The following is a 26,837-nucleotide window of genomic DNA, read 5'->3' on the forward strand; positions in this document are numbered from 1 at the left end:
TGTAAGATATGAAAAGATTTATTTTTATTTTAATGATAGTTCTCTTATTGCCTATTCAAGTACAAGCACTAGAGGATACTAATACAAACCAAAGCGATGATAAACAAGTTGAGAGTCTTTATAACTATATTTCAAACATGAAAACAGACTCGGAAATTTTAAAGGATTTGAATGCCAAAGACTATGTAAAAGAATACATGAAGAGCGGAGATGGAAAGTTTTCTTTTAAAAAAATAGTAAATGCAGTTATAAGCTACAGTTTAAAAGAAATATCTACCTCTTTCAAGTTAATGGCTGAGATGTTAATTATCGCTATAGTCTGTGCACTGCTTAATAATCTTCAAAGAGCTTTTAGTAGTGATGAATTATCGAATATAGCATACTTTGCCTGCTATGCACTGTTAATAGTTATTATATCAAAAAGTTTCTATGTAGCAGTAGGGCTGGCAAAGGACACAATTAGTGAAATGACAAATTTTATGGCAGCATTAATTCCGGTGCTTATGGCACTCTTGGCAAGTGTTGGAGGCTTCACGGAGGCTACAGTAATGGATCCTATAATCATTGGAACTATAAATTTAAATGCAAGGATATATGTGAATATAATAATTCCTTTGATTCTAATAGGGTTTGTTTTACAGTTTGTAAACAGTATTTCAGATGAATACAAAATCAGTAACTTGACAAAGTTAATTAATCAGGTGGCTATTTGGGCCCAAGGGATAATAATGACTATATTCATAGGGGTGGTTACAATACGAGGAATAACCTCTAAGACAATAGATCAGGTTACTGTAAAAACAGCTAAGTATGCAGTGGATAATTTTGTACCAATAGTAGGAAAGTGTCTTTCAGATGCAATATCTACAGTAGCCGGCTATTCCTTACTGTTAAAAAATTCACTCAGTGGTCTTGGCCTGGTTATTATATTATTTTTAGTTCTATATCCTGTTGTTAAATTAATAATAATGTCACTGACTTTTAAACTTACAGCAGCATTAATTGAACCAGTAAGTGATAAGAAATTAGTTAATTGTATAAGCTCAGTTGGCAATTCTATAACACTTATAATGTCTTGCGTAATTAGCGTTTCTATTATGTTCTTCATTATGATTGCTATAATTGCATCTGCTGGGAAGATGGCAATAGGAGGATAAAGGTAGGTGATTAGATGGATGCATTAAAAGGTTGGATAATTAGTATCTGTACAACAGTTTTCTTTATTACTGCAGTAGAGATGATTCTTCCTAATAATAAAATGAAAAAGTATGCAAAGTTCGTTCTTGGACTGATACTTATAACTGTGCTGATAAACCCAATAATTAAATTGTTTGATAAAAACTATGATATTGATGCTTATGCAAATCAAGCTGTCACATACTTTGATGAAAAGGGCTATGAAAATAAACTCAGTGATTATAAGGAGGAGAGCGTAAAGAATACAGTTAATAATTTTAAAGTGAATTTAGAGAAAACGTGTGAAAAGATGCTTACGGATAAATACCCTAATAATAACTATAAGGTAGAGGCAAAGGTATCCTATGACAAGGATAATCAAAACGTTGTCATAAACCACATTAATGTAGGTGTGAAGGATGGAAAGGTTGAAAAAGTTAAAAAAATTGAGATTAGTACTAAAGGCTCCTATGAAAATAACTCAACTATGAATGATGAAAGAGCCAAATTATTAAAGGATTATTTAAGTAAGGAGTTAAAAGTATCCAATGAGGTTATAGTTGTTTACAAATTATAGATAAATATAGGAGGTAATAATTATATGAACCTTAAAAAAATATTAGAGAAATTACTTAGCAAAGATAAGAAAAGTAATTTAATTAATTTGACCATTATTGCATTAATAGCAATATTAGTAGTAATAGGTACCAATATTTTTAAAAGTACAGGCAGTGCTGAAACAAATGAAACATCATCTAAAAATCAACAGGCTCAGAAGGCCAGTAGTTCATCAGATGACTATGAAGCGGTATTGGAGAACAAATTAAAGACTACCCTAGAACAAATCCAAGGAGTTGGTAGAGTAAATGTGATGATAACATTTGAAAGTGGAGAAGAGCAGGTGCCAGCAATAAACGTAAATGACTCTACCAGTACTACTGAAGAAAAAGATGGATCAGGAGGAATAAGGACAAATACCCAAAAAACTAATGGAAGCACTATTGTAGTTACAAATGATGGTTCTAAAAATGAGCCACTTATAGTAAAAACTTATAAGCCAAAGGTAGTGGGAGTTTGTGTAGTAGCTGAGGGGGCTGATAATAAGGCAACAGAATACAATATATCTAAGGCAGTGGTTAAGCTTTTTAATCTTTCAATGGATAAAGTTAATGTTTATCCAATGAAAAAATAGCATAAATAAATTAATGAGGTCATATAATTCAATAGAAAGAATGATGGGGGGAATAAAAATGAATAAAAAACAAGCCTTTATTATTGCAACTCTTTTAGTGTTAATAGTGTGCGCAGGAATACTTGCCACCAAGGTAAACAGCCCATTATACGTTAATGGCAATGATTTGGGAGGACAAAAAAGTACTTTTTCACTAAACAATAATAAGACAAGCAGCTCAGCTACTGATTTCTTTGTTGAGCAAAAGTCGAACCGTGAACATGCTAATGCTACAACTACAGCAAATTTAAAAGCATTAATTGATGACCAAAATGCATCCAAGGAACAAAGAGATGCAGCAAGCAAAAAATATATGACAGTTACTATGGCATTCCAAAATGAGCAAAAAATTGAGTCAAGCTTAAAGGCAAAAAGCTTTGAAGAGGCTGTTTGCACTATAAACGATGATAAGGTCAGTGTAATAGTAAAATCTAAGGAAAAACTAACGGATAAGCAAGTTAAGCAGATTCAAGATGTAGTTATGAGTATAACAAAGATTAAAGATGTTGAAATAGATTATAGACAATAATAATTGTAAATTTAAAAGTCATCTGGTATAATATACGTAAGATTAACATATTTTACTTACTCATCAGTAAGGGGGTAAAAAAATGGACGAAAACATAAAAAACGAGATTGATATGGGCATAGTTAAAATATCAGATGAGGTTGTTGGTGTAATAGCAGGTTTAGCTACTACAGAGATACAAGGAATCGTTGGTATGAGTGCTAGCCTTGTAGGTGGAATATCACAAATTCTTTCTGGAAAGAAAAATCTCTCTAAGGGAGTAAAAGTTAGCGTTGGAGAAAACAGTGCTACTATAGATTTATATGTGGTAGTTGAATATGGAGTAAAAATTCCTGAAGTTGCAGAGCAAGTTCAAGATAATGTTAAAAAGGCTGTTGAGTCAATGACTGGACTTACTGTTTCTTCAATAAATATTCATGTTCAAAATGTTGTAATTCCTAAGCTTCAAGAAAATCTAGAAGAATATGAAGAATAAGGTATACCCTCTGAATTCAGAGGGTTTTTCCTTGCTTATAGCATTTATAAAGTTTACTAGAACAAGAAGTTATTGGTATAATAATTATTAACTTGATAATAATTTAAATAAAAGCTTAATATTTGGAGTAGTTACATTAGGAGGATTTTTATGAATAGAAGAAAAACAAGAGAAGCAGCTATGAAGTTACTATTTGAAATGTCAATAAATAAGGAAAATTATGAAGAGATAATTGAAAACTTTAAGGAACATACAGACTTGAATTTAGTAGAGATAGACCTAGAATACATAAACAGAGTGTTAAAAGGTGTTGAAGAAAACAAGGAAGCCTTAGATAAAAGAATAGAAGAGAATTTAAGAAACTGGAAGCTTAACCGCCTTTCTAAAATAGATCTATCCATACTTAGAATTTGTACATATGAAATTTTGTTTGAAAATGATATTCCAGAGGTTGTTTCAATTAATGAAGGAATTGAACTTGCTAAGAAATACTCTGAAGAAAAATCAGCACCATTTATTAATGGTGTACTTGCAAATATGATAAAAAACAAATAATTATATTTAAGATGCATTACAATTTATAATTATTATGAATCTAAGACAACAGCAGGAGGGTATTATAATGGGGACTATCATAAATGGAAGAGAAAAAGCTAAGGAAACTAGAGAGGAAATCAAAAATTTTGTAGCTGACCGAATTAAGGCTTCAAAGAGAGTTCCAAGCCTTGCTACCGTTCTTATTGGAGAGGATGGCGGTTCTATCTCATATATGAATAACCAAACTAAGCTATGTAATGAACTAGGACTTATACCCAAAAATATAAAACTTAAAGAAGATGTTTTAGAAAGTGAGGTAATAAAACTTATTCATCAGTTAAATGAGGATTACTCAATAGATGGAATAATAATACAGCTGCCTCTTCCAAAACATCTTAATGAAAAAAATATAACTTCTGCTATAAGCCATAAAAAGGACGTTGATTGTTTAACAGATATTAATATGGGGAAACTTTATAAAGGTGAGCAGAGCTTTATTCCTTGCACTCCGCAAAGTATACTTCACCTTATAAAGAGTACGGGTATTAATATAAGCGGAAAAAATGCAGTTATAATTGGCAGAAGCAATATTGTTGGAAAACCTACTGCTCAACTGCTTCTTAATGAAAATGCAACTGTTACAGTTTGTCATTCAAAAACTGTGAACCTGAAGGAAATATGCAGTAATGCGGATATTCTAGTAGCAGCTATTGGTAGACCAGGCTTTGTAACAAGAGAATTCATAAAAGAAGGCAGTGTTATAATAGATGTTGGCACTTCTATGGTAGAAGGTAAAATTGCAGGAGATGTGAATTTTGAAGAGGCTATGGAAAAAGCAGCTTTTGTTACTCCAGTGCCTGGTGGTGTAGGAGCAATGACAACAACTATGCTTATGAAAAATACTTGTGAGGCAATGATGAGAAATGCATATTAAAACACTTACCGTTTCAGCACTTAATAATTATGTTAAAAAAATTCTTGATAGTGATTTTATATTATCCAATATAAGTGTAAAAGGAGAGCTATCAAATTTTAAACATCACAGCAGCGGGCATCTGTATTTTTCATTAAAGGATGACTATAGTAAGATAAACTGTATTATGTTTAGAAGTCAAGCATCACAGCTTAAATTTATGCCGGAAAACGGAATGAAGGTAGTTTTGAAAGGCAGGATTTCAGTATATGAAAAAGATGGAACCTACCAAATGTACTGTACTGACATGGTTCAAGAAGGATTAGGAGAACTTTATCTTAAGTTTCAACAGCTTAAGGATATGCTTGAGAGAGAAGGACTTTTTGATTTAGACCATAAAAGACCTATTCCTAAATATCCTAGAAGAATTGGTGTAATAACTTCACCAACAGGTGCTGCCGTTCGTGATATTATAAATGTAGCTTCAAGAAGAAATAAAGGCGTTGATATTTTATTATATCCAGCCTTAGTACAGGGAGAAAACTCCAGCGAAGATCTTATTAGAGGTATTAACGCCTTAAATAAGTGTGAGGATATAGATGTAATTATTCTAGCTAGAGGCGGTGGTTCTATAGAAGAACTTTGGTCCTTTAATGACGAGAAGCTGGCTTATGCAGTATATAATTCTAAGAAGCCTGTAATTACAGGTGTGGGGCATGAAACAGATTTTACAATAGTGGATTTTGTAAGTGACAGAAGGGCACCAACTCCATCTGCAGCTGCAGAACTTGCAGTTCCCAATACAGCAGAAACTTTATTAAATATAAATGGATATAAAAAATTACTGATTTCAAGCTTATCAAGACTCATTCAAGATGAAAAAAGTAAGATTAATTTTCTTTATAAGTCTCTACAGGTTAATAGTCCACAAAATTATGTTATAAATCAATATAATTATATAGATAAATTAAATAATACTTTATATCATAATACAAAGCTAAAGCTTTCAATTAATAAGGAGTATCTAAGTAAATTATATGAAATACTCCAGTCAAAGAATCCATTAAATATTCTAAATCGCGGTTATGCAGTGATAGAGGATTTAGATGAAAATGTAATAAGTGAAGTTGAAAGATTAAAGCAGCAAGAACAAGTTAAGGTTATACTTAAGGACGGAAATATAAGACTAAAGATAAGCGAGATTGATGCTAAATCTGGTAAATGAAAGTAATTTGTTTATATGCATTTAAGCTATAAATAATTACTTCTATTTTAGTCGTAATGAATAATGGAGGTTAGCATGGCAAAGAAAAGTGAAACGTATGAATCAATGCTGAAAAGGCTAGAGGAGATAGTTAAAGCCTCCGATAACGGTGAGCTTTCTCTAGAAGAATCCATGAAAATATATGAAGAAGGCATAATACTCTGCAACAAGCTTTACAAATCTTTAAATGAGTCGGAAAGTAAGATTAAAACGCTAGTAGATGGAGAAGAAAAAGACTTTCTTTCAGAAGAGGAGTAATTATGGATACAAAAGTTTTAAAGCAGGAAGTTGAAGACTGGCTTCAAAGTTATTTTCAAAATAAAGGTTCTTATAATAAAAAAATATACGATGCAATGGCCTACAGTATTACAGTAGGAGGAAAAAGAATTAGACCAGTTTTATGCTTATTAATATATAATATTTATGAGTCAGATTATAATAAGGCAATGCCTGTTGCAGCAGCCTTAGAAATGATACATACTTATTCGTTAATTCATGATGATTTACCTTGCATGGATAACGACGATTTAAGAAGAGGAAAACCTACAAATCATAAAGTGTTTGGTGAAGGACTTGCTGTACTTGCGGGAGATGGATTATTAAATGAGGCCATGAGTATTCTAATGGAATATAGCCTACATAATTCAAAAGAGGCCTTAAAGGCAAGTGCACTTATTGCTGAAGCTGCTGGATCAGAAGGAATGATTGGCGGTCAGGTAGTAGACATATTAAGTGAAGGTAAGAGTATTTCTAAAGAACAATTATTTTATATGCACAGCAAGAAGACCGGAGCACTAATTAAGGCTGCGATACTGTCAGGAGCAATACTAGGTAAGGCACCACAGGGAGATATAGATAAATTTAATGAATTTGGTGAGAAGTTAGGGCTTGCATTTCAAATTAAAGATGATATATTAGATGTGATAGGAGATACAAATACTCTTGGTAAGAAAACTAAGAGTGATGATTCAAATAATAAAACCACCTTTGTGACAACTTTTGGTCTTGAAAGTTGTAAGGAGATGTGCGAGAATCTTACTGAAGAATGTATTAAGCTTTTAGAATCAATTGATAAAAATACTAAAGAACTTAAAGAACTGACATTGTTTTTGTTACGACGAGATTATTAAACTAGATTATATATTTTTAGTTTGTAATATTTATATTTTAAGCTACTAAGGGATTTGTCAGACTTTAGTAGCTTTTATTATATTAATATTTATTGTAATTAAACTGTATTTAAGGTATCATAAATTATATATTTAATGTTAAAGGATAGATAAAAATGTATGGAACACTAGATAAATATGAAGATAAAAGTCAAATAAGAAAAATGACGATACCAGAGCTAAATAATTTGGCTAGCGATATTCGTGAATTTTTAGTAGATAAGGTTTCAAAAACAGGAGGGCATTTAGCCTCCAATTTAGGAGTTGTAGAATTAACAATAAGTTTATATAATGTTTTTGATTTTGATAAGGATAAACTAGTTTGGGATGTAGGTCATCAGGCATATGTCCATAAGATTTTAACAGGGCGTAAAGATCGATTTGATACATTAAAGAAATATGGTGGATTAAGTGGCTTTCCAAAAGCAGAAGAAAGCAAGTATGACATGTTTGAAACAGGTCACAGTAGCACCTCAATTTCAGCAGCAGTGGGCATGGCAAGAGCAAGAGACCTAGCAGGGAAAGATCATGAAGTAGTAGCTGTAATTGGTGATGGAGCTTTAACTGGCGGAATGGCATTAGAAGCATTAAATGATGTTGGATATAGAAAATCTAAAATTATTGTGATATTAAATGACAACGAGATGTCTATTGGAAAGAATGTTGGAGGAATTTCCACTTTTCTTAGCAAGGTTAGAGTTACTCCTAAATATAATAAATTTAAACAGGAGTTTGATTCAACCCTTAGAAAAATACCAAGCATAGGTAATGGTATGGCTGAATCCATAGAAAAGCTTAAGGATGGCATAAAACAGGTTATAGTACCAAGCATGCTGTTTGAGGATATGGGTTTAAAGTATTTAGGCCCAATAGATGGTCATAATATTAAAGAATTGAGTAAAGTAATGGATATGGCTAAAAAAATAAATGAGCCTGTAATAATCCATGTGGTTACAAAAAAAGGAAAAGGATACGAATATGCAGAGAAGAACCCGGGAAAATTTCATGGAATAGGGCCTTTTCATTGTGAAAATGGTGAATTATGTGCATCACCTAAGAAAACTTATTCGGGTGCTTTTAGTAATGCAATAGTTGAAATTGCAAAAGAAGATAAAAGTGTTGTAGCAATTACTGCAGCAATGAGAGATGGTACAGGACTAGGTGATTTTGCAAAAGAATTTAGTAATAGATTTTTTGATGTAGGTATTGCAGAACAGCATGCCGTTACTTTAGCTGCTGGCATGGCAAAAGAGGGATTAAGACCTGTGTTTGCGGTTTATTCTACATTTCTTCAGAGGGCATATGATCAAGTAGTACATGATGTGTGCATGCAAAATCTTCCTGTAGTTTTTGCAATAGACAGAGCAGGTTTAGTTGGTGAAGATGGTGAAACACATCAAGGTGTTTTTGATTTATCATTTTTATCACATATACCTAATATGTGTATTATGGCACCAAAATGTATTGAAGAATTAGGAAATATTTTTAGATGGGCATTAAAACAGGACTTTCCTATAGCAATAAGGTATCCAAGGGGTGGAGACAACCCAAATGCTATTATTAGTCCTTCTGAGAATTTTGTAAAGGGAAAGTGGGAAGTATTATATAAGGCAGATGAGAGCAGGATAACAAATACTTCAAATAAAATTGCGCTGGTTGCTACAGGTAAAATGGTGCAGCAAGCAGTTCTTGTAAAAGAAAAGCTTATAAATAAGGATGTAGCCCTAACAGTTATTAATGCAACTTTTGTTAAGCCAATTGATAAAGAACTAATTAGAAAGCTTGTAAAAGAGAATTATACTATTGTTACTTTGGAAGATAATTTAATTCATGGTGGCTTTGGCAGCTTGGTATTAGAATTTGTGGCAAGTATTAGTCATAATACAAAGGTGCTGAATTTAGGATTTGATGATAGGTTTATAACCCATGGTAGCGTTGACACTCTTTATAAATTAAATAATTTAGATGTTACTGGAATAGCAAATAGTATTATGAAATTAATATAAACTAAGGAGTTTGAAATGTCAGAAGCAAAAGAACGTTTAGATTTATTGCTTGTTAATAAAGGTCTTTTCACATCAAGGGAAAGGGCAAGAGCAAGCATAATGGCAGGGGAAATATTTGTTGATGGAATTAGGGTAGATAAATGTGGTGAGAAGGTTAAAGAAGCAGCAAATATTGAGTTTAGAGGACAGACTATGCCTTATGTAAGCAGAGGAGGATTAAAGCTTGAAAAGGCTATAAAAACCTTTGGAGTGCAATTAGAAGGAAAGACCTGTATGGATATTGGTGCATCTACAGGCGGATTTACAGACTGCATGCTTCAAAATGGGGCTGTAAAGGTATTCTCTGTTGATGTAGGATATGGACAATTAGCTTGGAAGCTTAGAACTGATGAGAGAGTTGTCTGCATAGAAAGAACAAATGTAAGATACTTAACTTTTGAGCAAATTGGCCAATATTGTGACTTTGCAAGTATAGATGTATCATTTATTTCATTAAAGACGATAATGTCAGCAGTTGTAAATTTGCTTAATGAGGATGCTAAAATTGTTGCCTTAATCAAGCCACAGTTTGAGGCTGGTAGAGAAAAGGTTGGAAAAAAAGGAGTAGTGCGTGAAAAATCTACTCATATTGAAGTTATAAATAAAGTAATAGATTTTTGCCACAGTATAAATCTTGTAATTCTTGGACTAAGTTTTTCACCAATTACAGGACCAGAAGGGAATATAGAGTATCTATTATATTTAACAAAGGATGCAAGCGTTAAGGAAGATTTTGATATGAGTTTAGTTGAGAATACAGTAGAGGAGTCTCATAAAAGTCTTTCATAGCTATTAATTCAGTTTCTTATGGTATAGGAGGAAAAATGAAGAATATAGGTATAAATATAAATTCTTCTAAAGATAAAGATGAAAAGATATTAAATGCAGCTTTAGATATAATAAATAATACATTTGACAGACCTGAAATAAAAGTTTTCAAGGATGCAAGAGGTTTTACCGGAGAAAATAATAAAGATTTAGATATGCTTATTTCCTTTGGTGGTGATGGAACTATATTAGGTACTGCTAGAGAAATCTGCAGTTATAATATACCAATACTTGGAGTTAATATTGGTAATTTAGGCTTTCTTACTGAAGTTGCATTCTCTGACTTTGAAGTAGCTTTAAAGGCAATATATGAAGGTAATTATACTATAGAAGATAGAATGATGTTAGATTGTAAAATGAGTAGTAGATCTGGTGATTCAGAATTTATTGCTCTCAACGATATAGTTTTATCTAAAGGTACACTTGCTAGAATGGTAGGATATAGTATTTATATTGATGATAAATTTTATACCACCTTTACTGCAGACGGGGTTATTATTTCCACTCCAACGGGTTCAACTGCTTATTCATTATCAGCTGGAGGGCCATTAATATATCCAAATTTAAATTTAATATCAATTACTCCTATTTGTCCTCATTCAATTGGGGTAAGAACTTTGGTATCGGATGGCAACAGTAAAGTTGTAGTTTCAGTAAATAAAAATCATGACAGCGTTTTCTTAACAATCGATGGTCAAAAGTCCGTAGAGGTTTATGAAGATGACATTATAACTATAAGTTCCTCAGAAGTAAAGTGTAAGCTTATTAAGCTAGGAAATTATAATTATTTCAATATATTACGAAAAAAGATAACATCAAAAAGTAAAGAATGTGAAGGGGATAGGATATGAAAGTAACACGTCATTCAAAAATACTGGAGATAATTAATTCAAAGGATATTGAGACTCAAGAGGATTTGGCTGAAGAACTAAAGAAAATCGGTATGGATGTAACTCAAGCCACTGTATCAAGAGATATAAAGGAATTAAAACTTATAAAGGTTCTTTCAAAGAGTGGAAAATATAAGTATGCTTCCATAGCACCAGTAGAAAAGTTTTTTGCAGATAAATTAGTTAGCGTTTTTAGTCAGACAGTAATTTCAGTTGAAAAAGTAGATAAATTTGTTGTGCTTAAAACTATGTCTGGATCTGCATCTGTTGCAGGTGAAGCAATTGATTCCTTAAGTTTTGATGGAATAGTGGGTACTATTGCAGGAGATAATACTGTATTTATTCTTGTAAGAACAGAGGAACAAGCAAATGAATTGGTTTATAAGCTTAAGAAGATGATTAGCGAACAGGAGGCTTAAAATGCTTCTTCAATTAAATATTACTAATTTTGCGTTGATTGAAAATCTCAGTATTTCTTTTGAGCAGGGGTTTAATGTATTGTCAGGAGAGACGGGAGCTGGAAAGTCAATACTTATAGATGCAATAAATTTCGTTTTAGGTGAAAAGTTTAATAAGGATCTAATAAGGACTGGGGAAGAAAAAACCTTTGTTGAGGCTATTTTCACTATCGAAAATCAAAAAACTAGAGATGTTCTTAATTCTCTCGATATTGAATACGACGATTTAATAATTATAAGTAGAGAAGCATTTCAGTCAGGTAAAACTATTGCAAAGGTAAATGGCAAGTCCTTAGTACTTTCAAACATAAAATTAATAAGCAGCACTTTACTGGATATTCACGGACAGCATGAGAATCAAAACTTGCTTGAAATATCCAATCATATTAATTATTTAGATTATTATGGTGGAAAAGCAATAGATAACCAGTTGCTGGAGTATAGAGTTGGATATAGAAGATATGTTGAAATTATTTCTGAAATTGAAAGATTAAGCGGACATAGTGGAGAAAATGAAAAGCTTGTTGATTTTTATAAATATCAAATAGATGAGATAAATGCGGCAAAATTAAAGGTTGATGAAGATATTGAACTTGAAAAAAGGTTTTCGATTTTAAACAATGCTGAGAAGATTAGCAATATATTAGAAAGCTGTTATGTAGATCTCTTTTCTGGAGATGACAATGTACACTCTGTTTATGATAGGTTATCTTATTCTATAAGAGAATTACGATCTATCGAAAAACATATGGATAAAGTAGTAGATATTGCAAATTCTTTCGAAGAAATGTTTTATAATTTAGAAGAAAACGCAAAAGAGCTCAGACATTTAAAAGATAACATTAGCTATGATGAGGAAGAACTAAACTATATAAATAGCAGAATGTATCAAATTACAAATTTAAAGAAAAAATATGGAAAATCCATAGAAGATATTTTAAATTATAAAGAAAAAATTGAAAAGCAATATAGTGAACTTGTAAACAAAAGTGAAATAATCGAGAAGTATAAGGCTGAAAAGGAAAAGGTCTTAGATAGTTTAAGACTTAAAACCAGCAAGCTGCATAAACTTAGAAACGAAATAGCTCTTGAACTAGAAGCTAAAATTAAAAAAGAGCTTGATTACGTTGGCCTTGAAAAAAGTACTTTTAAAATAAGTATTACATTACTTGATGATTTTAATGAAAATGGTTCTGATAAAGTTCAATTTTTAATTTCTACTAATCCAGGAGAACCACTAAAATCCATGGAAAAGATAGTGTCTGGTGGAGAGCTTTCAAGAATTATGTTGGCACTTAAAACAGTGTTTGTAAATAAGGATAGAATCCCATCTGTTATTTTTGACGAAATAGATACTGGTATTAGTGGAAGAATAGCCCAAAGCGTTGCAGAAAAGATGTATTTAATTTCATGTTCCCATCAGGTTTTTTGTGTTACTCACTTGCCTCAAATAGCTTGTATGTCAGACGTACATTATTTAATAGCTAAAAGTGTTGAACAGAATAAAACATATACAAGTATAGATAAACTAAATTTGAGTAAAAAAGAGATGGAAATAGCTAGAATGATAGGCGGAAGTGAGGTAACTAGGCTTACTTTAGAACATGCAAAAGAGATGATTGAACTTGCGGATATTAAAAAAAATTCCCTAAAAAGTGCTAAATAAATTAATAAAAAAAAAATTTTTTGGAATAATATAATCATAACAATTTTGTTATGATTTTTTTTTGTAAAAAAACATATTGGCAAATTTCCAATTCATTTAATGATTAATATTTTATTATTTATCATATTTTGTACTTTAGTAAAAGAGTTTGACTTTTATTCAAACTATCTAATAGCATAATAAAAACTTATAAGGGCAAGTTAAAGTTAGATAAACAAACAAGACAGGAGGTAAAAACATGAGGAAAAAACGAATTTGTTTATTATGCTGTTTTTTAGCTCCTATTTTATATCTGGCATTTAGCTTGTACATCAAAATTGACAAAATACCAAATACCATTTTTATCAGAGAGGGCCAAAATATAACCTATGATTATTTACTTAAATTCTCTGAGGATGATGACGTAAAGGTATCAAATTTAATAGACAAAAAAGAAACTGAAAAAAAGGCAAAGGTTAAACTTCTAGGATTGCTACCAATTAAATCAGTTTCCGTTAAAGCAGTTCCTTCAGAGGTTATGCTTTATCCAGGTGGGCAGCCGCTTGGAGTAAAGATAAGTACAAAAGGTGTCTTAGTTGTAGCCTTATCAGATATTGAGACTGCTAAAGGAAAAGTAACTAGTCCAGGAGCTTCTTCAGGGATACAGATTGGTGACAGTATAATAAAAATAAATAAAAAGGAAATATCTAGTGCTGAACAAGTAGCAAGTCTGGTTAATAGTTCTGAAGGTAATGAACTAGCAATAACTATTGAAAGAAAAGGTACTATTATAAATAAAAAAGTTACACCAATAAAAAATGATAGTGATAATAGTTATAAGATAGGACTTTGGGTGAGAGATTCTACTGCTGGCGTTGGTACACTTACTTTTTATGATGCAAAAAGCCAAAGGTTTGCGGCATTAGGACATCCAATAACTGATATAGATACTGGGACTATTTTAAATGTTAGTACCGGACAAATAGTGTCTTCTTCAATAGTATCAGTAAGAAAAGGACTAAGAGGAAGTCCGGGAGAACTAAAGGGCATATTTGTGGATGAAGATTCTTCACTTGGAAGTGTAAGTAAAAATACAGAGTGTGGCATATTTGGAAGTGCAGATAAAAGTTTAATAAATAAAAAGTATGATAAACCAATGAAAGTTGCTCTAAGAAATGAAATAAAAGAAGGTCCGGCTAAGATTATAACCACGGTACAAGGAGAAGAACCTAAAGCTTACAGTATAGAAATACAAAAATTATTAGAGCAGGATTCACCAGGACCCAAAAGCATGATAATAAAAGTTACAGATTCTGAGTTGTTAGAAAAAACAGGTGGTATAGTTCAAGGAATGAGTGGGAGCCCAATAATACAGAATGATAAAATAGTAGGAGCAGTAACTCACGTTCTTATAAACAAACCTGATGTAGGGTATGGAATATATATAGAATGGATGCTTAAGGATGCTGATATTCTGACAAAATAAGCTTAATTAAATAAAAATATAATAAAATCTATTCTAAATGAACATAAATAATTAAATTTGTTATTTATGTTCATTTTATTTTTATTTTTTTTATATTTAATAAAAAAGTTCATAATGTAGGAAGGAATTATCGTACTTTTGTCGAATTTATAAATTGTTAAGATATGGAATTAAAAATTGATATGGAATTAAAATGAAGGGAGTTAAATTTATGGAGGATTCAAAAATCAGTGTAATAATCGCAGATGATAACAAAGAATTTTGTAACATCTTAAACGACTATTTATTAAATCAAAGAGATATTGTGGTAACTGGTATTGCTAAAGATGGAGTTGAAGCATTAAAGTTAATAGCAGAGAAAAAACCAGATTTAGTTGTTCTTGATATAGTTATGCCTCATCTTGACGGACTTGGAGTACTTGAGAGGTTAAACACTATGAACATAGATCCATTGCCAAGAATTATTGTCCTTTCAGCAGTAGGACAAGATAAGATTACTCAAAGAGCTATTACTCTTGGTGCAGATTATTATGTTGTTAAGCCTTTTGATATGGATGTATTTACAAAGAGAATAAGACAAATGTTCAACAACACTATATCAAGTGATGAAGTTAAAAAGACAGTTTCAATAATGGATACAACAGAAATTAAGATTAACAAAAATGAGCCAATGGATTTAGAAGCTGAAATAACAAATATAATACATGAAATTGGAGTTCCAGCTCACATCAAAGGCTATATGTATTTGAGAGAAGCTATAAATATGGTTGTGCATGATATAGAACTTCTATCAGCAGTTACAAAAGAGTTATATCCATCCATAGCAAAGAAGTATAATACCACAGCTAGTAGAGTTGAAAGAGCTATAAGACATGCTATAGAAGTAGCTTGGAGTAGAGGACAAGTTGATACAATAAATAAGTTATTTGGCTATACAATTCACAATGATAAAGGCAAGCCAACAAATAGCGAGTTTATTGCTATGGTTGCTGATAAGCTAAGATTAAAAAATAAAGTTAGCTAAAATTATTAGTTAAAAATTTATATTAGTTTGTTTTCACAATTTGTAATTAATGCTATAAAACTCGATAGTCTCCTTATTATGAGACTATCGAGTTTTTTTTAGTTAGAATTCATGGTCTTAAATGCATTTTGAAGATTTCCTGTCATAGCATTAAGTAAGTCATCATTTGGATCAATCAGCCAGCTCTTTTTGTCTTCACTTTTGACTAGATTTATAGTGACATCGGTGGTTGTTTTCATAGCACTTGGATCGTTAATGCTGTTTGTAAAGTATTGATTAATAAGTTTTTCAGTTTCGGCTTCATTTTGATCTTCTCCACTTAATGCTTTTGCCATAAGTGTTGGTAATAAATCTGAAATCATATTTCCTGTAATTTTAACTAAATCTACTGTGGTTACTTTTGCATTAACCGTAGCTGTATCACCTTTAACCACAGAGGATTCAATTTTATAATCAAGCTTTGAGAACACTGCTTTAGCAATTTTTTCTTCATCTGCATTTTTATAAGATATCTCATTTTTGCTATCTGTTTTAACAAATTTAGCTGCTGAATTTACATCTTCTTTTTTTAACGCATCAAAGAAGCCAGAAACAGCTGAATCAGGCTTTGACGTGCTAGTGCTAGCACAGCCTATTAAAGAAAGAAATAGCGCTGTTATTACTAGCAGACAAAGTGATCTTTTAAAGGTTAATTTCATTTTGAAGTCCCCCTAAAAAATAATAGGCAATAAAAGTATATGCTTAGATACTAGTTAAGTATACTTATTTATGCATAATCTTATTTTAATAATCATAGATATTTATATATGCTTAACAAAGGGGGATAAATAATGAAAAACGATAAATTAGCGAGTAACTTTAATAAGCATCTCCAGGAGAATTTTTGGCTATACATTATAAGCTTATTATGTGTTTTTACGGGAGTAGTTCTTGGTATATATGCTGTAAAGTACATGGGAGATTTTGAAAAAAGTGATTTAGTAAGCTATATTCAAAATTTTACTACCAATATAAAATCTCAAAGCATAAATAATAAAAACGTCTTTTTGGGTACACTTAAGAATAATTTTATTATGACATGTGCAATATGGTTTTTAGGGTTAACAATGATAGGAATTCCCATAATTTTAGTAGTTGATGTCATAAAGGGGTTTACTTTAGGTTTTAGTATCAGCTTTTTTTTAAATGGCATTGGCAGTAAGGGCATTGGAGTTGTTTTGCTTGGCATTATGCCTCAGAATATAATATATATACCATGTATAATTTTCTGTTCAGTAATTGCAATGGAATTTTCCTTGAATTTTTTAAAGGAAAAGATTAATAATAAATGGACAAAAAGTATTTGGGTTAAAATAGTATCATATTCTTTTGCATTTTTAATAGTATTTTTAGTTATGTGCTTTGGATTTATAATTGAAGCATATATTAGCCCATTATTGATTAAACTAATACTGTAATTTGGAAGTGTTGCAAAGTGTTTTTAAGACAAGAATTTTATGATTTCGTATTAAATATAATAAAATGCTTTTTAATTCTAATTATTTTTGGTGTTTTGCTTCCTCAAATAGTGGATTATTTTTTATATTCTATATATAAGTCGAATATTTATGACAACAGTATTCTTGTTTATAATCTAATAGACAATAATTATAAAATATTATATAATTATATATACATATTTAAATTACTTTTTAGTGCTTAGGTTTTGATATTTAAAAGTATAATATCATTATGATGCGTGATTTTAATTTTCACGCTTTTATTCTATTTTAGATATTATACTTTAATATATATTTTACATAATTAAAAGAAAGGAGAAAACATATGACCAAAAGAGTAGTTTTAATTGTATTAGACAGTGTTGGCGCAGGCGAAATGCCAGATGCTAAAGATTACAAAGACCAAGGTAGTGATACTTTAGGTAATATTTCTAAGCACGTGGGAGGCCTTAGACTTCCAAACATGGAAAAGCTAGGACTTGGTAATATTGACGGTATCAAGGGAATAGTTAAAGCAGAAAATCCTATTGGAGCTTATGGAAAATGCAGTGAGCTTTCAAAGGGTAAAGACACAGTTACAGGTCATTGGGAAATATCTGGTTGTGTTCTACATACTGCACTTAATACTTATCCTCAAGGATTCCCAAAAGAAATAATAAGTGAGTTTGAAAAGAGAATAGGAAGAAAAATTATAGGAAATGTGGTTGCTTCAGGTACTGAAATTATTAAAGAAATGGGCGACGAACATGTTAAAACTGGATGTCCTATAATTTATACATCTGCAGACAGCGTATTTCAAATAGCAGCTCACGAGGAAGTAATTCCACTAGATGAACTTTACAGAATGTGCACTATAGCTAGAGAAATGCTAGTTGATGATTGGGCAGTTGGAAGAATAATAGCAAGACCTTTTGTAGGAACAAGCGGAAGTTATACAAGAACTTCAAACAGACGTGATTTTGCTCTTGACCCATTTGATAAGACTATACTAGAGTATATAAGTGAAGCCGGCATGAGTGTTGCAGCAGTAGGTAAGATAGAGGATATATTCAATAAGAAGGGTGTTACTGATGCAGTTCATACAAAGAATAACATGGATGGCGTTGATAAAACTCTTGATTACATGGATTCAATTGAAAAGGGTTTAATATTCACTAACTTAGTTGACTTTGACATGCAGTATGGTCATAGAAATGATCCAGAAGGATATGCAAAAGCTCTAGTTGATTTTGACAACAGACTTCCTGAAATAATTGCAAAGCTTAAGAAGGATGATGTATTAATAATTACTGCTGACCATGGATGCGATCCAACAACAGAAAGCACAGACCACTCAAGAGAGTATATACCAGTACTTGTATATGGCGAAGAAATAAAAGCTAATACTAATCTAGGAATTAGAAAATCTTTCGCTGATATAGGTAAGACGACTCTAGGATTACTAGATATAAATAATGAGCTGTATGGAAGCGCTTTCTTGTCCGAAATACAAAAATAAATGCTATAAGAAAAGGTTGTGTAACTTTTACAAAGATTATTCAGCCTTTTTTTATTTTTTGTAAAAGTGTTGTTTGAAAATATTGTGATAATCTTCTTTGAATTTGGTAAAACTAAGCGTGTGAAAGGAGGAATATCATGAAAAAAAGTATAAAAAATATTTTAACATTTACTTTAGTTTTAATTTTTGCATTGCAAGTTTTTGGATTTAAAGCTAATGCCCTAGAGGAGGACATTAAGGTTGATGCAAAATCTGCACTATTAATGGAGCCATTGACAGGAAAGGTGATTTATGAAAAAAATTCACATGAAAAGTTGCCACCTGCATCTGTAACTAAAATAATGACTATGCTCCTTACAATGGAAGCTGTTGATAGTGGCAAAATAAAATTCACAGACAAAGTAACAGCAAGTGAAAATGCAAAGAAAATGGGCGGAAGCACAATGCTTCTAGATGCAGGAGAAGTAAGAACTGTTGAAGAGCTGATAAAGGGGATTGCTATTGCATCCGGAAATGATGCTGCAGTTTGCATGGCTGAATATCTAGCAGGAAGTGAAGAGGCTTTTGTAAAGCTTATGAATGAAAGAGCTAGAGGTCTTGGAATGAATGACACAACCTTTAAGAATTGCACAGGTTTAAATGCTCCAGGACATGTAACAAGTGCATATGACATATCAATTATGTCTAGAGAGCTTTTAAAACACAGTTCAATACTAAAATATTCAGGAACATATATGGAGACAATCAGTGAAGGAAGAAAAACTCCTATAGGACTAGTAAATCATAACAAGCTAGTTAGATTCTTTAAGGGCTGTGATGGTTTGAAGACTGGTTTTACAGAAGAAGCAAAATATTGCATTTCTGCCACAGCTACTAGAGATGGGGTAAGAATGCTATCAGTAATTATGGGATCTCCTAGTTATAAGGTAAGAAATAGAGATGCTAGTATGCTGCTAAATTATGGCTTCTCAAAATTTGAGTGTAAAAAGCTAATAGATAAGGATACAGAAATAGAAAAAGTTTCTTTAAATAAGCAGGGTGACAAGTATTTTGTAGCAAAGGCTAAAGATGACTTTTCTATTATGTTGGAAAAGGGTATTAATAATAAAATAGATAAAAAATGTGTAATAGGCGTAGATAAAAATAAAAAGCAGTATAAAAAAGGCGATGTAGTAGGATATTGTGAAATAAGCATAAACAATGCAGTAGTTGGAAAAGTACCAGTATACACAGATAGAGATTTTAAAAAGTCAAGATTTTTTGATGATATAAAAAACAGTGTTAGAAACTTATTTGATAAATCAATTTAATGTTGTTAAAATAGCTTAATGGGATACATAGCCTATTAAGTTATTTTAATTTATAGAACTTTTTTACTATATAAAACCCTAAAAATGTTATATAATCTATTTAGTATAGATATACAAACACAGATAAATTATAGGAGAGATAGTTAATGTCAATAAACATTAAAATACAAAACTTCGAAGGACCATTTGACTTATTGCTTCATTTAATTAAAAAAAATGAAATGGATATTTATGATATACAAATTTATGAGATAACTTCACAATATCTCCAGTATCTTAATGAAATGAAAGAAATGGATTTAGATATAACTTCAGAATTTATTGTAATTGCAGCTACTTTAATTGAAATTAAATCAAAATTATTACTTCCAGTAAGTAAAAATGAGGAAGAAGAAAATACTGAGGAGAAGGATCCAAGAAAAGAACTTATAGAAAGACTAGTAGAATACAAGAAATTTAAATATATTGCACAAATACTTAGAGCTAAGGAAGAAGGTACAGGTGTAATGTACCCAAAGAAAGCAGAAATTATTGAAGATTTAAATCCCAAAAATAATGTTGTACCATTAAATGAAATTCTAAAAGATATAACCATGTTGGATTTATACAATATTTATAACAATTTACTTCATATATATGAAAGCAAAATGAATACAGCAAATGTTATTCAAAGAGAAATACCTGTAGATTCCTTTAAAATAGAAGACAAAATGGATCATCTAAAGGAAATTATTCATCCAGGAAAAAAATTATATTTTTCAAGTATTATTAAAGACTGTGGAAGTAAAATCGAAGTTGTGGTTACCTTCTTGGCGCTGCTTGAGCTTATTAAACTAAAGTCTGTTAAGGTTTTACAAGAGAAAAGTTTTACTGAAATATACATCGAGGGGGTAGATGCAGATGAATAATTATGCTGAGCAAATGGAAATAGAAGAAGCATCAAAAAGAAATATATATTATTCTATTATTGAATCAATACTATTTGTAAGTGGTGAGCCACTTTTATTAAATGATATTAGCAGTATTCTTGAATGTGAGACAAGCTTTGCAGAAATGCTGCTGCAGGAATTGTCGGAGCAGTATAATAAAGAAAATAGAGGAATACAGCTTATAAAAGTTAATGCAGGATATCAACTTGTAACTAAGGCAAAGAATAGTGAATATGTTCAAAAGCTGTTAAAGACAAATACTAGACAGTCTTTATCACAGGCGGCGTTAGAAACTTTGGCTATAGTAGCGTATAAGCAGCCTATAACTCGTGCAAGTATAGATGAAATCAGAGGGGTAAAAAGTGATAGAGCATTAACAACACTTATGGATAGAAATCTATTAAAAGAAAGTGGTAGACTTGATGTAGTAGGAAGGCCAATATTATATTCTACAACAGATGAGTTTTTAAGACACTTCGGGTTAGATAATTTGAAGCAGATGCCTTCTATAGATGAGATTGTAAAAAGTATTGAATTATTTGATAATATGGATGCTAATGAAAATAAAGAAGAAAATAAGGAATAATTATTCCTTATTTTCTTTTTCTTTATCTTCACATTTTTTTTCTTTTGATTTAGACATACTCTTAAACATCTCAATTATTTGAGGTATAGAATCAAGAGCTTTATCATAAGTACTGTCATACTCTACAGGAAGCAGTCTAATAGTATCATTTTTAATTACTATAAAAGCTACTGGTTTAACTGTAACACCAGCACCTGCTCCTCCTCCAAAAGGATATTTTAGAAGGCTTTCCCTATGCTTGCTTTCAGAAAATTCACTTCCACCTGATGCAAAGCCAAAGGATAGCTTAGAAACAGGTATTACAGATATTCCATCGCCACAGTTAATAGTATCGCCGATGATGGTATTAACATCAACCATGTTTTTTATGTTTTCCATAGTGGTTTTCATTAGATTTTCAATTGGGTGACTATCCATATTGTTCCTCCTTAAATTATAGATTGAGTTATACTATAGTCTAATTTCTTGGATTTTTTTATAGTTTTTAGAAAAAATATGCCCATGTAGATAATTTTAGCTAAGCTAATGAAAATTATACATTTTAAATCACAATCAAAAGTTAACTTGTTGTATTCGGGCTCAACAGAAATGTCATATTGTTTAATACTGAAAAATATTTTTAATACTTCATACATATTAGCCAAAAAAGCCGAAATAACTCCGTAAGAAATACCTGTTAAAGCAGCATCATCTAATCCATAATGGCTTTTTAATCTTAATCTTAAATTAGGCTTATACTTAATTCCACCTATATCAATAATCATTTCTTTATAATACATAAGCTTTGAGATTAAATCTTTATTCTCATCATTTTCATAACATTTTACTTTTTTAAATTTTCTTTTCATTATTTTCATATGTATGTTTTTTATATTGAGCTTAAATCTATAAATATATACTTCGGGCTCATCTATGTAGTGCAGTCTTATACTAAAAGGAAGAGGTATAAACATTAGTACTGCTATAATAATTAGAATTTTTATAAAAAGATACATAATAATTTCCTCCATTATTTAATATTTGTTATTATAACCATCTATATGAAAATTATTAACAGTAAATAATAACTGAATAAGAAGATAACTATATAACAAGTTACAGATTACCTAAAATTTTCATGAGTAATATAAATTAAAATGAAAAAAATAAATACTAGTACTAAGTGAGGTGGTATAATGAAAAAGCTATACATGAAAGTAATATCATCATTTATTTGCTTAATAATAATGATAAGTCCTATAATTACTGCAAAGGCTCAAGCAGAAGAACTTAATATAAATGCTATGTATGCAATTGCCTTAGACAGTAAATCAAAAGTGGTTCTTTATAATAAGAATGCATATATGCTAGTGCCTATGGCAAGTACTACCAAAATTATGACAGCTTTAGTAGCTCTAAAGTACGGAGATTTGGATAAAAAGATTGAAATATCTAGTAAGTCTGCTGGTATTCATGGCTCTACTGTAGGTTATAAAAAGAATGAACAAATAACCTTAAAAGAGTTGATTTTTGGACTAATGCTGCGCTCAGGAAATGACGCTGCTATAGCTATTGCAGAAGGAATAGGTGGAGATGTTGAAGGTTTTGCAAAGCTTATGAATGAATATTCAGCACAGATAGGACTATGTAATACACATTTTCAATCGCCACATGGACTGGATAGTGATGAACATTATACTTCAGCATATGATTTGGCTCTAGTTACTGCAAAAGCAAGAGAAATTCCACTTTTTAATGAAATTGTGCAGTCAAAGGATGTAGATAAAAAAACTTATGGTTTTACAAGGGATTATCATAATATAAATAAAATTCTATGGCAGCTTCCAAATGCAAGTGGAGTTAAAACTGGTTTTACAGGAAAGGCAGGCAAGTGCCTGGTTACTTCTGTAAATATTAAAGGAAACGATGTAATAATTGTTGTGTTAAACTCAAGTGATAGGTGGAATGTAACAAAAAAGATTAATGACTATGTTCAAAAAAAATATGAGTACAAAAAGTTGTTTTCAAAAGGTGATATTGTATCTGAAATAACTATCTGTGATAAAAGCAGTGAAAAGGTAAGGCTTTATACAGATGAGGATATAATACTTCCGGTAAGAAGTGATGCCAGCTATCATGTACAAATAGTAAAACCAAAAAGTGTTATAAAAGGTGGTATTAAAAAGGATGATAAATTGGGAAGCCTTTGTGTATTAAAGGATAACGAAGCTATATATACTATTAGCTTAAAAGCTAAGGACAGCTGCAAAAGTCATAAATTCATTAAAAATATTTATTAAATGGTGCATTTTTAAATCAGTATTTCAAATTGGAAATACTGATTTTTTATTGTTTTTTTATAAAGTTATCTAGTACTTGTAACAAAATCAAGAAAAAGAAATATTTTAATAGTATAGCAATTATGTATTTTAGTTTTGGATTTGCATATTGAATTAAGGAGGAGTTGGGATGAACTATGAAATAAGAGATTGCATAGATGCAGGTACTGAGTATTGCCCTTGCCACCTTTCAGAGACTGGTGATTGTATCTTATGCTCTCAACTTTCAGGAAAAACTTTTTGCGATTGTATAAATTGGAAAGGAGTCTGTATATATCAGGAGTATATTTGGAATGGTGGAAAGGCGAAAGAAGGCAGAAAGACCTATACTTGTAAAATAATTAGTAAAGAAAACCCTGAAGATAAAATTATGGTCCTCACTGTATTAGCTCCTCATGAACTGGTAAAGAATCTTATACATCCAGGAAGCTATATATTTTTAAGAGATCATAAAACTTCTCCATTTTATGATGTGCCAATCTCTATAATGGACATCAATGTTGAAGAAAACACATTTACTATAGCAATTGAGGTAAAGGGAATTAAAACTAAAAAATTGGATGCACTTAAGGATGAGGATAAAATTCTCGTAAGGGGACCTTATTGGAATGGAGAGCTAGGTCTTAAGCATATTTACAAGAGTAAAGATGGCATCTCTATATTAATTGCTAGGGGAGTTGGGCAAGCGCCAATGGTACCAGTTCTGAAAAAGCTATATGCTAATGGCAATAAAACAATTGTTATTTTTGACAAATCAAACTATAAAAAGAGTTTAATAGATAAATATTTAGAAATGTGCAATTCAGAAGTAATATATTGCAGTACCCTTCAAGGTGGAAACCTTTCAGAGGATTTTAAAAATCTGCTTACAAAATTAATGGAAAATAATAAAATAAATCTAATACATTGCTCTGGACCTGATATATTAAATTATAAGGTTATAGAATATATTGGTGATAAAGCTCCATTTTCTTGCTGTAATAACGCTAAAATGTGTTGTGGAGAAGGTATTTGCGGTGCCTGCTCAACAAGATATAAAGGACATAAGGTTAAGAAGCTTTGCAAAGTTCAAATAGAACCAAAGTATATTTTTAAAGAGAGAAGATTTATTTAGTAATAGGTATGGAGGGTTTATAATGAAAGTTATAGTTATTGGAGGAGGATGGTCTGGCTGTGCTGCTGCTATTTCAGCTAAAAAAGCAGGAGCGCAGGTAATTCTCTATGAAAAGACCGACATGCTGCTTGGCCTCGGAAACGTAGGTGGAATAATGAGAAATAACGGAAGATACACTGCTTCTGAGGAGCTTATAGCTCTTGGTGCAGGAGAACTAATAAATATTACGGATAGTAAGAGCAGACACAAGAATATAGAATTCCCAGGGCATAAGCATGCATGGTTATATGACGTAAACCTAGTTGAGCCGGAAGTAAAGAGCTACCTAAAGAACATAGGAGTAGAAATTAACACTTTAAGTAGAGTTATAGATGTTGAAAAAGAAGGAAATAAAATAAAAGGAATATTCCTTTCAGATGGTTCTTATACTGATGGAGATGTGTTTATTGAAACTACAGGTTCTACAGGACCTATGGGAAACTGCTTGAGGTATGGTAATGGCTGCTCAATGTGTATACTGCGCTGTCCAGCTTTTGGACCTAGAGTAAGTATAAGCAGCAGAGCAGGAGTAGAAGACCTGCAGGGAGAAAGAGAAGATGACGTTTTTGGTGCCTTCAGCGGCTCCTGTAAGCTGTGTAAGGAAAGCCTTTCAGAAGAAATAGTAAAGGAACTGGATGAAAAAGGAGTAGTAGTATTAAAGGTACCGCCTGAAGATGTAAATATTGATAAATTAAAATTAAAAGTATGTCAGCAATATGCTCTTAAAGAATTTGCAGAGAATATCGTCCTTCTTGATACAGGTCATGCAAAATTAATGACTTCTTATTATCCGCTGGATAAACTTAGAAAGATACACGGTCTTGAGAATGTAAGGTATTTAGACCCTTATGCAGGTGGAAAAGGAAACTCCATAAGATATCTATCTGTAGCTCCTAGAACAGATGACATGAAGGTTAAAGGCATTGATAATCTGTTCTGTGCAGGAGAAAAAGGAGGATTATTCGTAGGTCATACTGAAGCTATCTGTACTGGTTCCCTTGCAGGACATAATGCAGTTAAATATGCACTTGGAATACCTCTTCTTATACTGCCAAAGAACACAGCAATTGGAGATCTTATAGCTTATGCAAACTACAAGATGATGACCAAGGAAGGAAGGCGTAACAGATATACCTTCGCAGGTGCTGAATACTTTGAACACATGAAAGAAGTTGGATTATATACCACAGACACTATTGAAATAAGGAGTAGAATAGCAAAGCTAAATCTCTCAGATATAATGAACGCAAAGTTGATTTGATGTATAATACAGGTTTGAAACGAAATAGTAGAGTTTCAAACCTGTATTTTTTAACTGCCTGTTAAAAATACGATTATGTATAAACTATAAGTAAAAGGAGAAAGGAAAGCTTGTTTGCAATATTTTAAAATAAATGAGCAAAAGAAGTAAAAAGATAAGTTCTTAAATTCTTAAGTTCAAACCTTCTAAAATTCTTAAGAAGGTTTGATTGGCAGCTTATTATCCAGTGCTAAAGGAAAAATTTACACATCATTTATAAAATTAAAGCTGTCGCCTACGAGATGGATTTTTGGCTTGATTTAGTCTTACTTTATTTAATTTCAAATTTTAGAAGTGGTTTATCTTCAGGAGAGAATTGAAGTTGTAATCCATAATCTCCTTTTGGCTGTTAATAAAACATAGTTCCTTTAACCTCTCCAACTGATGAAAAGTCTCCTGAGCTAAATGCTGTGTCCTTATCAAAAGAGCTACTTACAATACTGTATTATAGGTTCCCATATACTAATTTAGCAACTTTTTCTTGTTCTACGTTGCCAAATTTTACAGTACTGCTCCCACTTTGTAAATAAGTTTGCGCTGTTGCATAATCAACCTTAAATTAAATATCCATTTA

28 protein-coding genes are annotated in these 26,837 nt (G+C 31.3%); 25 read left to right on the plus strand and 3 right to left on the minus strand.

All coding sequences use genetic code 11. The features are described from left to right. The first annotated feature begins 8 nt into the window (after positions 1–8). The 17 genes from spoIIIAE to spo0A all read left to right on the plus strand — a co-directional run bounded on the left by spoIIIAE (position 9) and on the right by spo0A (position 15,670). Positions 9–1,157: a stage III sporulation protein AE gene (gene spoIIIAE, locus bsdE14_RS19820; protein ID WP_264851732.1), complete on the plus strand. Its 1,149-nt coding sequence runs from the start codon at positions 9–11 to the stop codon at positions 1,155–1,157. Positions 1,158–1,171: 14 nt separating this feature from the next. Beyond that, a complete protein-coding gene (gene spoIIIAF, locus bsdE14_RS19825) occupies positions 1,172–1,753 on the plus strand; it encodes a stage III sporulation protein AF (RefSeq protein WP_264851733.1) in 582 nt (193 codons plus the stop codon). Positions 1,754–1,777: 24 nt separating this feature from the next. Further along, complete coding sequence (spoIIIAG, locus tag bsdE14_RS19830; protein ID WP_264851734.1) at positions 1,778–2,368, plus strand: stage III sporulation protein AG; 591 nt, start codon at positions 1,778–1,780, stop codon at positions 2,366–2,368. Positions 2,369–2,426: 58 nt separating this feature from the next. Continuing rightward, positions 2,427–2,936, plus strand: a complete 510-nt coding sequence (locus tag bsdE14_RS19835) for a SpoIIIAH-like family protein (RefSeq protein WP_264851735.1) — start codon at positions 2,427–2,429, stop codon at positions 2,934–2,936. 82 nt (positions 2,937–3,018) lie between these two features. After that, on the plus strand, positions 3,019–3,411 hold the full coding sequence (locus bsdE14_RS19840; RefSeq protein ID WP_264851737.1) for an Asp23/Gls24 family envelope stress response protein: 393 nt from the start codon (positions 3,019–3,021) through the stop codon (positions 3,409–3,411). Between the two features lie 150 nt (positions 3,412–3,561). After that, positions 3,562–3,966 carry a transcription antitermination factor NusB gene (gene nusB / locus bsdE14_RS19845; protein WP_264851738.1) on the plus strand — a complete coding sequence of 135 codons (405 nt, stop codon included), beginning with the start codon at positions 3,562–3,564 and terminating at the stop codon, positions 3,964–3,966. Between the two features lie 67 nt (positions 3,967–4,033). Further along, complete coding sequence (locus tag bsdE14_RS19850) at positions 4,034–4,882, plus strand: bifunctional 5,10-methylenetetrahydrofolate dehydrogenase/5,10-methenyltetrahydrofolate cyclohydrolase (RefSeq protein WP_264851739.1); 849 nt, start codon at positions 4,034–4,036, stop codon at positions 4,880–4,882. Beyond that, a complete protein-coding gene (gene xseA / locus bsdE14_RS19855) occupies positions 4,872–6,086 on the plus strand; it encodes an exodeoxyribonuclease VII large subunit (protein ID WP_264851740.1) in 1,215 nt (404 codons plus the stop codon). Before bsdE14_RS19850 ends, xseA begins: the two co-directional genes overlap by 11 nt. Positions 6,087–6,161: 75 nt before the next feature. Beyond that, entirely contained in the window at positions 6,162–6,383 is a 222-nt protein-coding gene (locus tag bsdE14_RS19860; protein ID WP_264851741.1) for an exodeoxyribonuclease VII small subunit, read from the plus strand. Positions 6,384–6,385: 2 nt separating this feature from the next. Next, positions 6,386–7,255, plus strand: a complete 870-nt coding sequence (locus tag bsdE14_RS19865; RefSeq protein WP_264851742.1) for a polyprenyl synthetase family protein — start codon at positions 6,386–6,388, stop codon at positions 7,253–7,255. Positions 7,256–7,410: 155 nt separating this feature from the next. Further along, a complete protein-coding gene (gene dxs, locus bsdE14_RS19870; protein ID WP_264851743.1) occupies positions 7,411–9,300 on the plus strand; it encodes a 1-deoxy-D-xylulose-5-phosphate synthase in 1,890 nt (629 codons plus the stop codon). A gap of 15 nt (positions 9,301–9,315) precedes the next feature. Then, entirely contained in the window at positions 9,316–10,128 is an 813-nt protein-coding gene (locus bsdE14_RS19875; RefSeq protein WP_264851744.1) for a TlyA family RNA methyltransferase, read from the plus strand. A 35-nt stretch (positions 10,129–10,163) separates the two neighbouring features. Continuing rightward, positions 10,164–11,018 (plus strand): NAD(+)/NADH kinase, encoded by an 855-nt coding sequence (locus bsdE14_RS19880; RefSeq protein ID WP_264851745.1) that lies wholly within the window; start codon positions 10,164–10,166, stop codon positions 11,016–11,018. Then, on the plus strand, positions 11,015–11,476 hold the full coding sequence (locus bsdE14_RS19885) for an arginine repressor (protein ID WP_264851746.1): 462 nt from the start codon (positions 11,015–11,017) through the stop codon (positions 11,474–11,476). The genes bsdE14_RS19880 and bsdE14_RS19885 overlap by 4 nt, the downstream gene beginning before the upstream one ends. A 1-nt stretch (position 11,477) precedes the next feature. Beyond that, positions 11,478–13,181: a DNA repair protein RecN gene (gene recN / locus bsdE14_RS19890; RefSeq protein WP_264851747.1), complete on the plus strand. Its 1,704-nt coding sequence runs from the start codon at positions 11,478–11,480 to the stop codon at positions 13,179–13,181. A 238-nt stretch (positions 13,182–13,419) separates the two neighbouring features. Further along, positions 13,420–14,646: a SpoIVB peptidase gene (gene spoIVB / locus bsdE14_RS19895; protein ID WP_264851748.1), complete on the plus strand. Its 1,227-nt coding sequence runs from the start codon at positions 13,420–13,422 to the stop codon at positions 14,644–14,646. Between the two features lie 211 nt (positions 14,647–14,857). Next, entirely contained in the window at positions 14,858–15,670 is an 813-nt protein-coding gene (gene spo0A, locus bsdE14_RS19900; protein WP_264851749.1) for a sporulation transcription factor Spo0A, read from the plus strand. A gap of 98 nt (positions 15,671–15,768) precedes the next feature. Here spo0A and bsdE14_RS19905 read toward each other — a convergent pair whose 3' ends face one another. Continuing rightward, positions 15,769–16,368, minus strand: coding sequence for an NTF2-like N-terminal transpeptidase domain-containing protein (locus bsdE14_RS19905; RefSeq protein ID WP_264851750.1), 600 nt, complete (start codon positions 16,366–16,368; stop codon positions 15,769–15,771). 132 nt (positions 16,369–16,500) lie between these two features. Between bsdE14_RS19905 and spoIIM the strand changes: the two genes are divergently transcribed. The 5 genes from spoIIM to scpB all read left to right on the plus strand — a co-directional run bounded on the left by spoIIM (position 16,501) and on the right by scpB (position 21,492). Continuing rightward, positions 16,501–17,127 carry a stage II sporulation protein M gene (spoIIM, locus tag bsdE14_RS19910; protein WP_264851751.1) on the plus strand — a complete coding sequence of 209 codons (627 nt, stop codon included), beginning with the start codon at positions 16,501–16,503 and terminating at the stop codon, positions 17,125–17,127. A gap of 367 nt (positions 17,128–17,494) precedes the next feature. Continuing rightward, the gene (locus bsdE14_RS19915) at positions 17,495–18,667 is read left to right on the plus strand and encodes a phosphopentomutase (RefSeq protein ID WP_264851752.1); all 1,173 of its coding nucleotides are present in this window, start codon (positions 17,495–17,497) and stop codon (positions 18,665–18,667) included. Positions 18,668–18,804: 137 nt separating this feature from the next. Then, positions 18,805–19,977, plus strand: a complete 1,173-nt coding sequence (locus tag bsdE14_RS19920; RefSeq protein WP_264851753.1) for a D-alanyl-D-alanine carboxypeptidase family protein — start codon at positions 18,805–18,807, stop codon at positions 19,975–19,977. 146 nt (positions 19,978–20,123) lie between these two features. Next, entirely contained in the window at positions 20,124–20,885 is a 762-nt protein-coding gene (locus bsdE14_RS19925; protein ID WP_264851755.1) for a segregation/condensation protein A, read from the plus strand. Beyond that, positions 20,878–21,492 (plus strand): SMC-Scp complex subunit ScpB, encoded by a 615-nt coding sequence (gene scpB, locus bsdE14_RS19930; RefSeq protein ID WP_264851757.1) that lies wholly within the window; start codon positions 20,878–20,880, stop codon positions 21,490–21,492. Before bsdE14_RS19925 ends, scpB begins: the two co-directional genes overlap by 8 nt. On the opposite strand, the gene ytfJ is transcribed toward scpB, so the two are convergent. Beyond that, positions 21,493–21,909 (minus strand): GerW family sporulation protein, encoded by a 417-nt coding sequence (gene ytfJ / locus bsdE14_RS19935; protein WP_264851758.1) that lies wholly within the window; start codon positions 21,907–21,909, stop codon positions 21,493–21,495. A gap of 11 nt (positions 21,910–21,920) precedes the next feature. Further along, positions 21,921–22,487 carry a DUF2953 domain-containing protein gene (locus tag bsdE14_RS19940; RefSeq protein WP_264851759.1) on the minus strand — a complete coding sequence of 189 codons (567 nt, stop codon included), beginning with the start codon at positions 22,485–22,487 and terminating at the stop codon, positions 21,921–21,923. Between the two features lie 180 nt (positions 22,488–22,667). On the opposite strand from bsdE14_RS19940, the gene bsdE14_RS19945 reads away from it, so the two are divergent. The 3 genes from bsdE14_RS19945 to bsdE14_RS19955 all read left to right on the plus strand — a co-directional run bounded on the left by bsdE14_RS19945 (position 22,668) and on the right by bsdE14_RS19955 (position 26,224). Continuing rightward, a complete protein-coding gene (locus bsdE14_RS19945; RefSeq protein ID WP_435382583.1) occupies positions 22,668–23,771 on the plus strand; it encodes a D-alanyl-D-alanine carboxypeptidase family protein in 1,104 nt (367 codons plus the stop codon). A 169-nt stretch (positions 23,772–23,940) separates the two neighbouring features. Then, positions 23,941–24,924: a sulfide/dihydroorotate dehydrogenase-like FAD/NAD-binding protein gene (locus bsdE14_RS19950; protein WP_264851760.1), complete on the plus strand. Its 984-nt coding sequence runs from the start codon at positions 23,941–23,943 to the stop codon at positions 24,922–24,924. A 22-nt stretch (positions 24,925–24,946) separates the two neighbouring features. Further along, entirely contained in the window at positions 24,947–26,224 is a 1,278-nt protein-coding gene (locus bsdE14_RS19955) for an FAD-dependent oxidoreductase (RefSeq protein WP_264851761.1), read from the plus strand. Positions 26,225–26,837: the final 613 nt, after the last annotated feature.

The sequence above is a fragment of the Clostridium omnivorum genome (assembly GCF_026012015.1).
Lineage (GTDB): Bacteria > Bacillota > Clostridia > Clostridiales > Clostridiaceae > Clostridium_AX > Clostridium_AX omnivorum.

Excerpts from the sequence above, each read along its gene's own strand:
- spoIIIAE (WP_264851732.1), top strand. The coding sequence starts at position 9 with ATGAAAAGATTTATTTTTATTTTAATGATAGTTCTCTTATTGCCTATT.
- spoIIIAF (WP_264851733.1), top strand. The coding sequence starts at position 1,172 with ATGGATGCATTAAAAGGTTGGATAATTAGTATCTGTACAACAGTTTTC.
- spoIIIAG (WP_264851734.1), top strand. The coding sequence starts at position 1,778 with ATGAACCTTAAAAAAATATTAGAGAAATTACTTAGCAAAGATAAGAAA.
- bsdE14_RS19835 (WP_264851735.1), top strand. The coding sequence starts at position 2,427 with ATGAATAAAAAACAAGCCTTTATTATTGCAACTCTTTTAGTGTTAATA.
- bsdE14_RS19840 (WP_264851737.1), top strand. The coding sequence starts at position 3,019 with ATGGACGAAAACATAAAAAACGAGATTGATATGGGCATAGTTAAAATA.
- nusB (WP_264851738.1), top strand. The coding sequence starts at position 3,562 with ATGAATAGAAGAAAAACAAGAGAAGCAGCTATGAAGTTACTATTTGAA.
- bsdE14_RS19850 (WP_264851739.1), top strand. The coding sequence starts at position 4,034 with ATGGGGACTATCATAAATGGAAGAGAAAAAGCTAAGGAAACTAGAGAG.
- xseA (WP_264851740.1), top strand. The coding sequence starts at position 4,872 with ATGCATATTAAAACACTTACCGTTTCAGCACTTAATAATTATGTTAAA.
- bsdE14_RS19860 (WP_264851741.1), top strand. The coding sequence starts at position 6,162 with ATGGCAAAGAAAAGTGAAACGTATGAATCAATGCTGAAAAGGCTAGAG.
- bsdE14_RS19865 (WP_264851742.1), top strand. The coding sequence starts at position 6,386 with ATGGATACAAAAGTTTTAAAGCAGGAAGTTGAAGACTGGCTTCAAAGT.
- dxs (WP_264851743.1), top strand. The coding sequence starts at position 7,411 with ATGTATGGAACACTAGATAAATATGAAGATAAAAGTCAAATAAGAAAA.
- bsdE14_RS19875 (WP_264851744.1), top strand. The coding sequence starts at position 9,316 with ATGTCAGAAGCAAAAGAACGTTTAGATTTATTGCTTGTTAATAAAGGT.
- bsdE14_RS19880 (WP_264851745.1), top strand. The coding sequence starts at position 10,164 with ATGAAGAATATAGGTATAAATATAAATTCTTCTAAAGATAAAGATGAA.
- bsdE14_RS19885 (WP_264851746.1), top strand. The coding sequence starts at position 11,015 with ATGAAAGTAACACGTCATTCAAAAATACTGGAGATAATTAATTCAAAG.
- recN (WP_264851747.1), top strand. The coding sequence starts at position 11,478 with ATGCTTCTTCAATTAAATATTACTAATTTTGCGTTGATTGAAAATCTC.
- spoIVB (WP_264851748.1), top strand. The coding sequence starts at position 13,420 with ATGAGGAAAAAACGAATTTGTTTATTATGCTGTTTTTTAGCTCCTATT.
- spo0A (WP_264851749.1), top strand. The coding sequence starts at position 14,858 with ATGGAGGATTCAAAAATCAGTGTAATAATCGCAGATGATAACAAAGAA.
- bsdE14_RS19905 (WP_264851750.1), bottom strand. The coding sequence starts at position 16,368 with ATGAAATTAACCTTTAAAAGATCACTTTGTCTGCTAGTAATAACAGCG.
- spoIIM (WP_264851751.1), top strand. The coding sequence starts at position 16,501 with ATGAAAAACGATAAATTAGCGAGTAACTTTAATAAGCATCTCCAGGAG.
- bsdE14_RS19915 (WP_264851752.1), top strand. The coding sequence starts at position 17,495 with ATGACCAAAAGAGTAGTTTTAATTGTATTAGACAGTGTTGGCGCAGGC.
- bsdE14_RS19920 (WP_264851753.1), top strand. The coding sequence starts at position 18,805 with ATGAAAAAAAGTATAAAAAATATTTTAACATTTACTTTAGTTTTAATT.
- bsdE14_RS19925 (WP_264851755.1), top strand. The coding sequence starts at position 20,124 with ATGTCAATAAACATTAAAATACAAAACTTCGAAGGACCATTTGACTTA.
- scpB (WP_264851757.1), top strand. The coding sequence starts at position 20,878 with ATGAATAATTATGCTGAGCAAATGGAAATAGAAGAAGCATCAAAAAGA.
- ytfJ (WP_264851758.1), bottom strand. The coding sequence starts at position 21,909 with ATGGATAGTCACCCAATTGAAAATCTAATGAAAACCACTATGGAAAAC.
- bsdE14_RS19940 (WP_264851759.1), bottom strand. The coding sequence starts at position 22,487 with ATGTATCTTTTTATAAAAATTCTAATTATTATAGCAGTACTAATGTTT.
- bsdE14_RS19945 (WP_435382583.1), top strand. The coding sequence starts at position 22,668 with ATGAAAAAGCTATACATGAAAGTAATATCATCATTTATTTGCTTAATA.
- bsdE14_RS19950 (WP_264851760.1), top strand. The coding sequence starts at position 23,941 with ATGAACTATGAAATAAGAGATTGCATAGATGCAGGTACTGAGTATTGC.
- bsdE14_RS19955 (WP_264851761.1), top strand. The coding sequence starts at position 24,947 with ATGAAAGTTATAGTTATTGGAGGAGGATGGTCTGGCTGTGCTGCTGCT.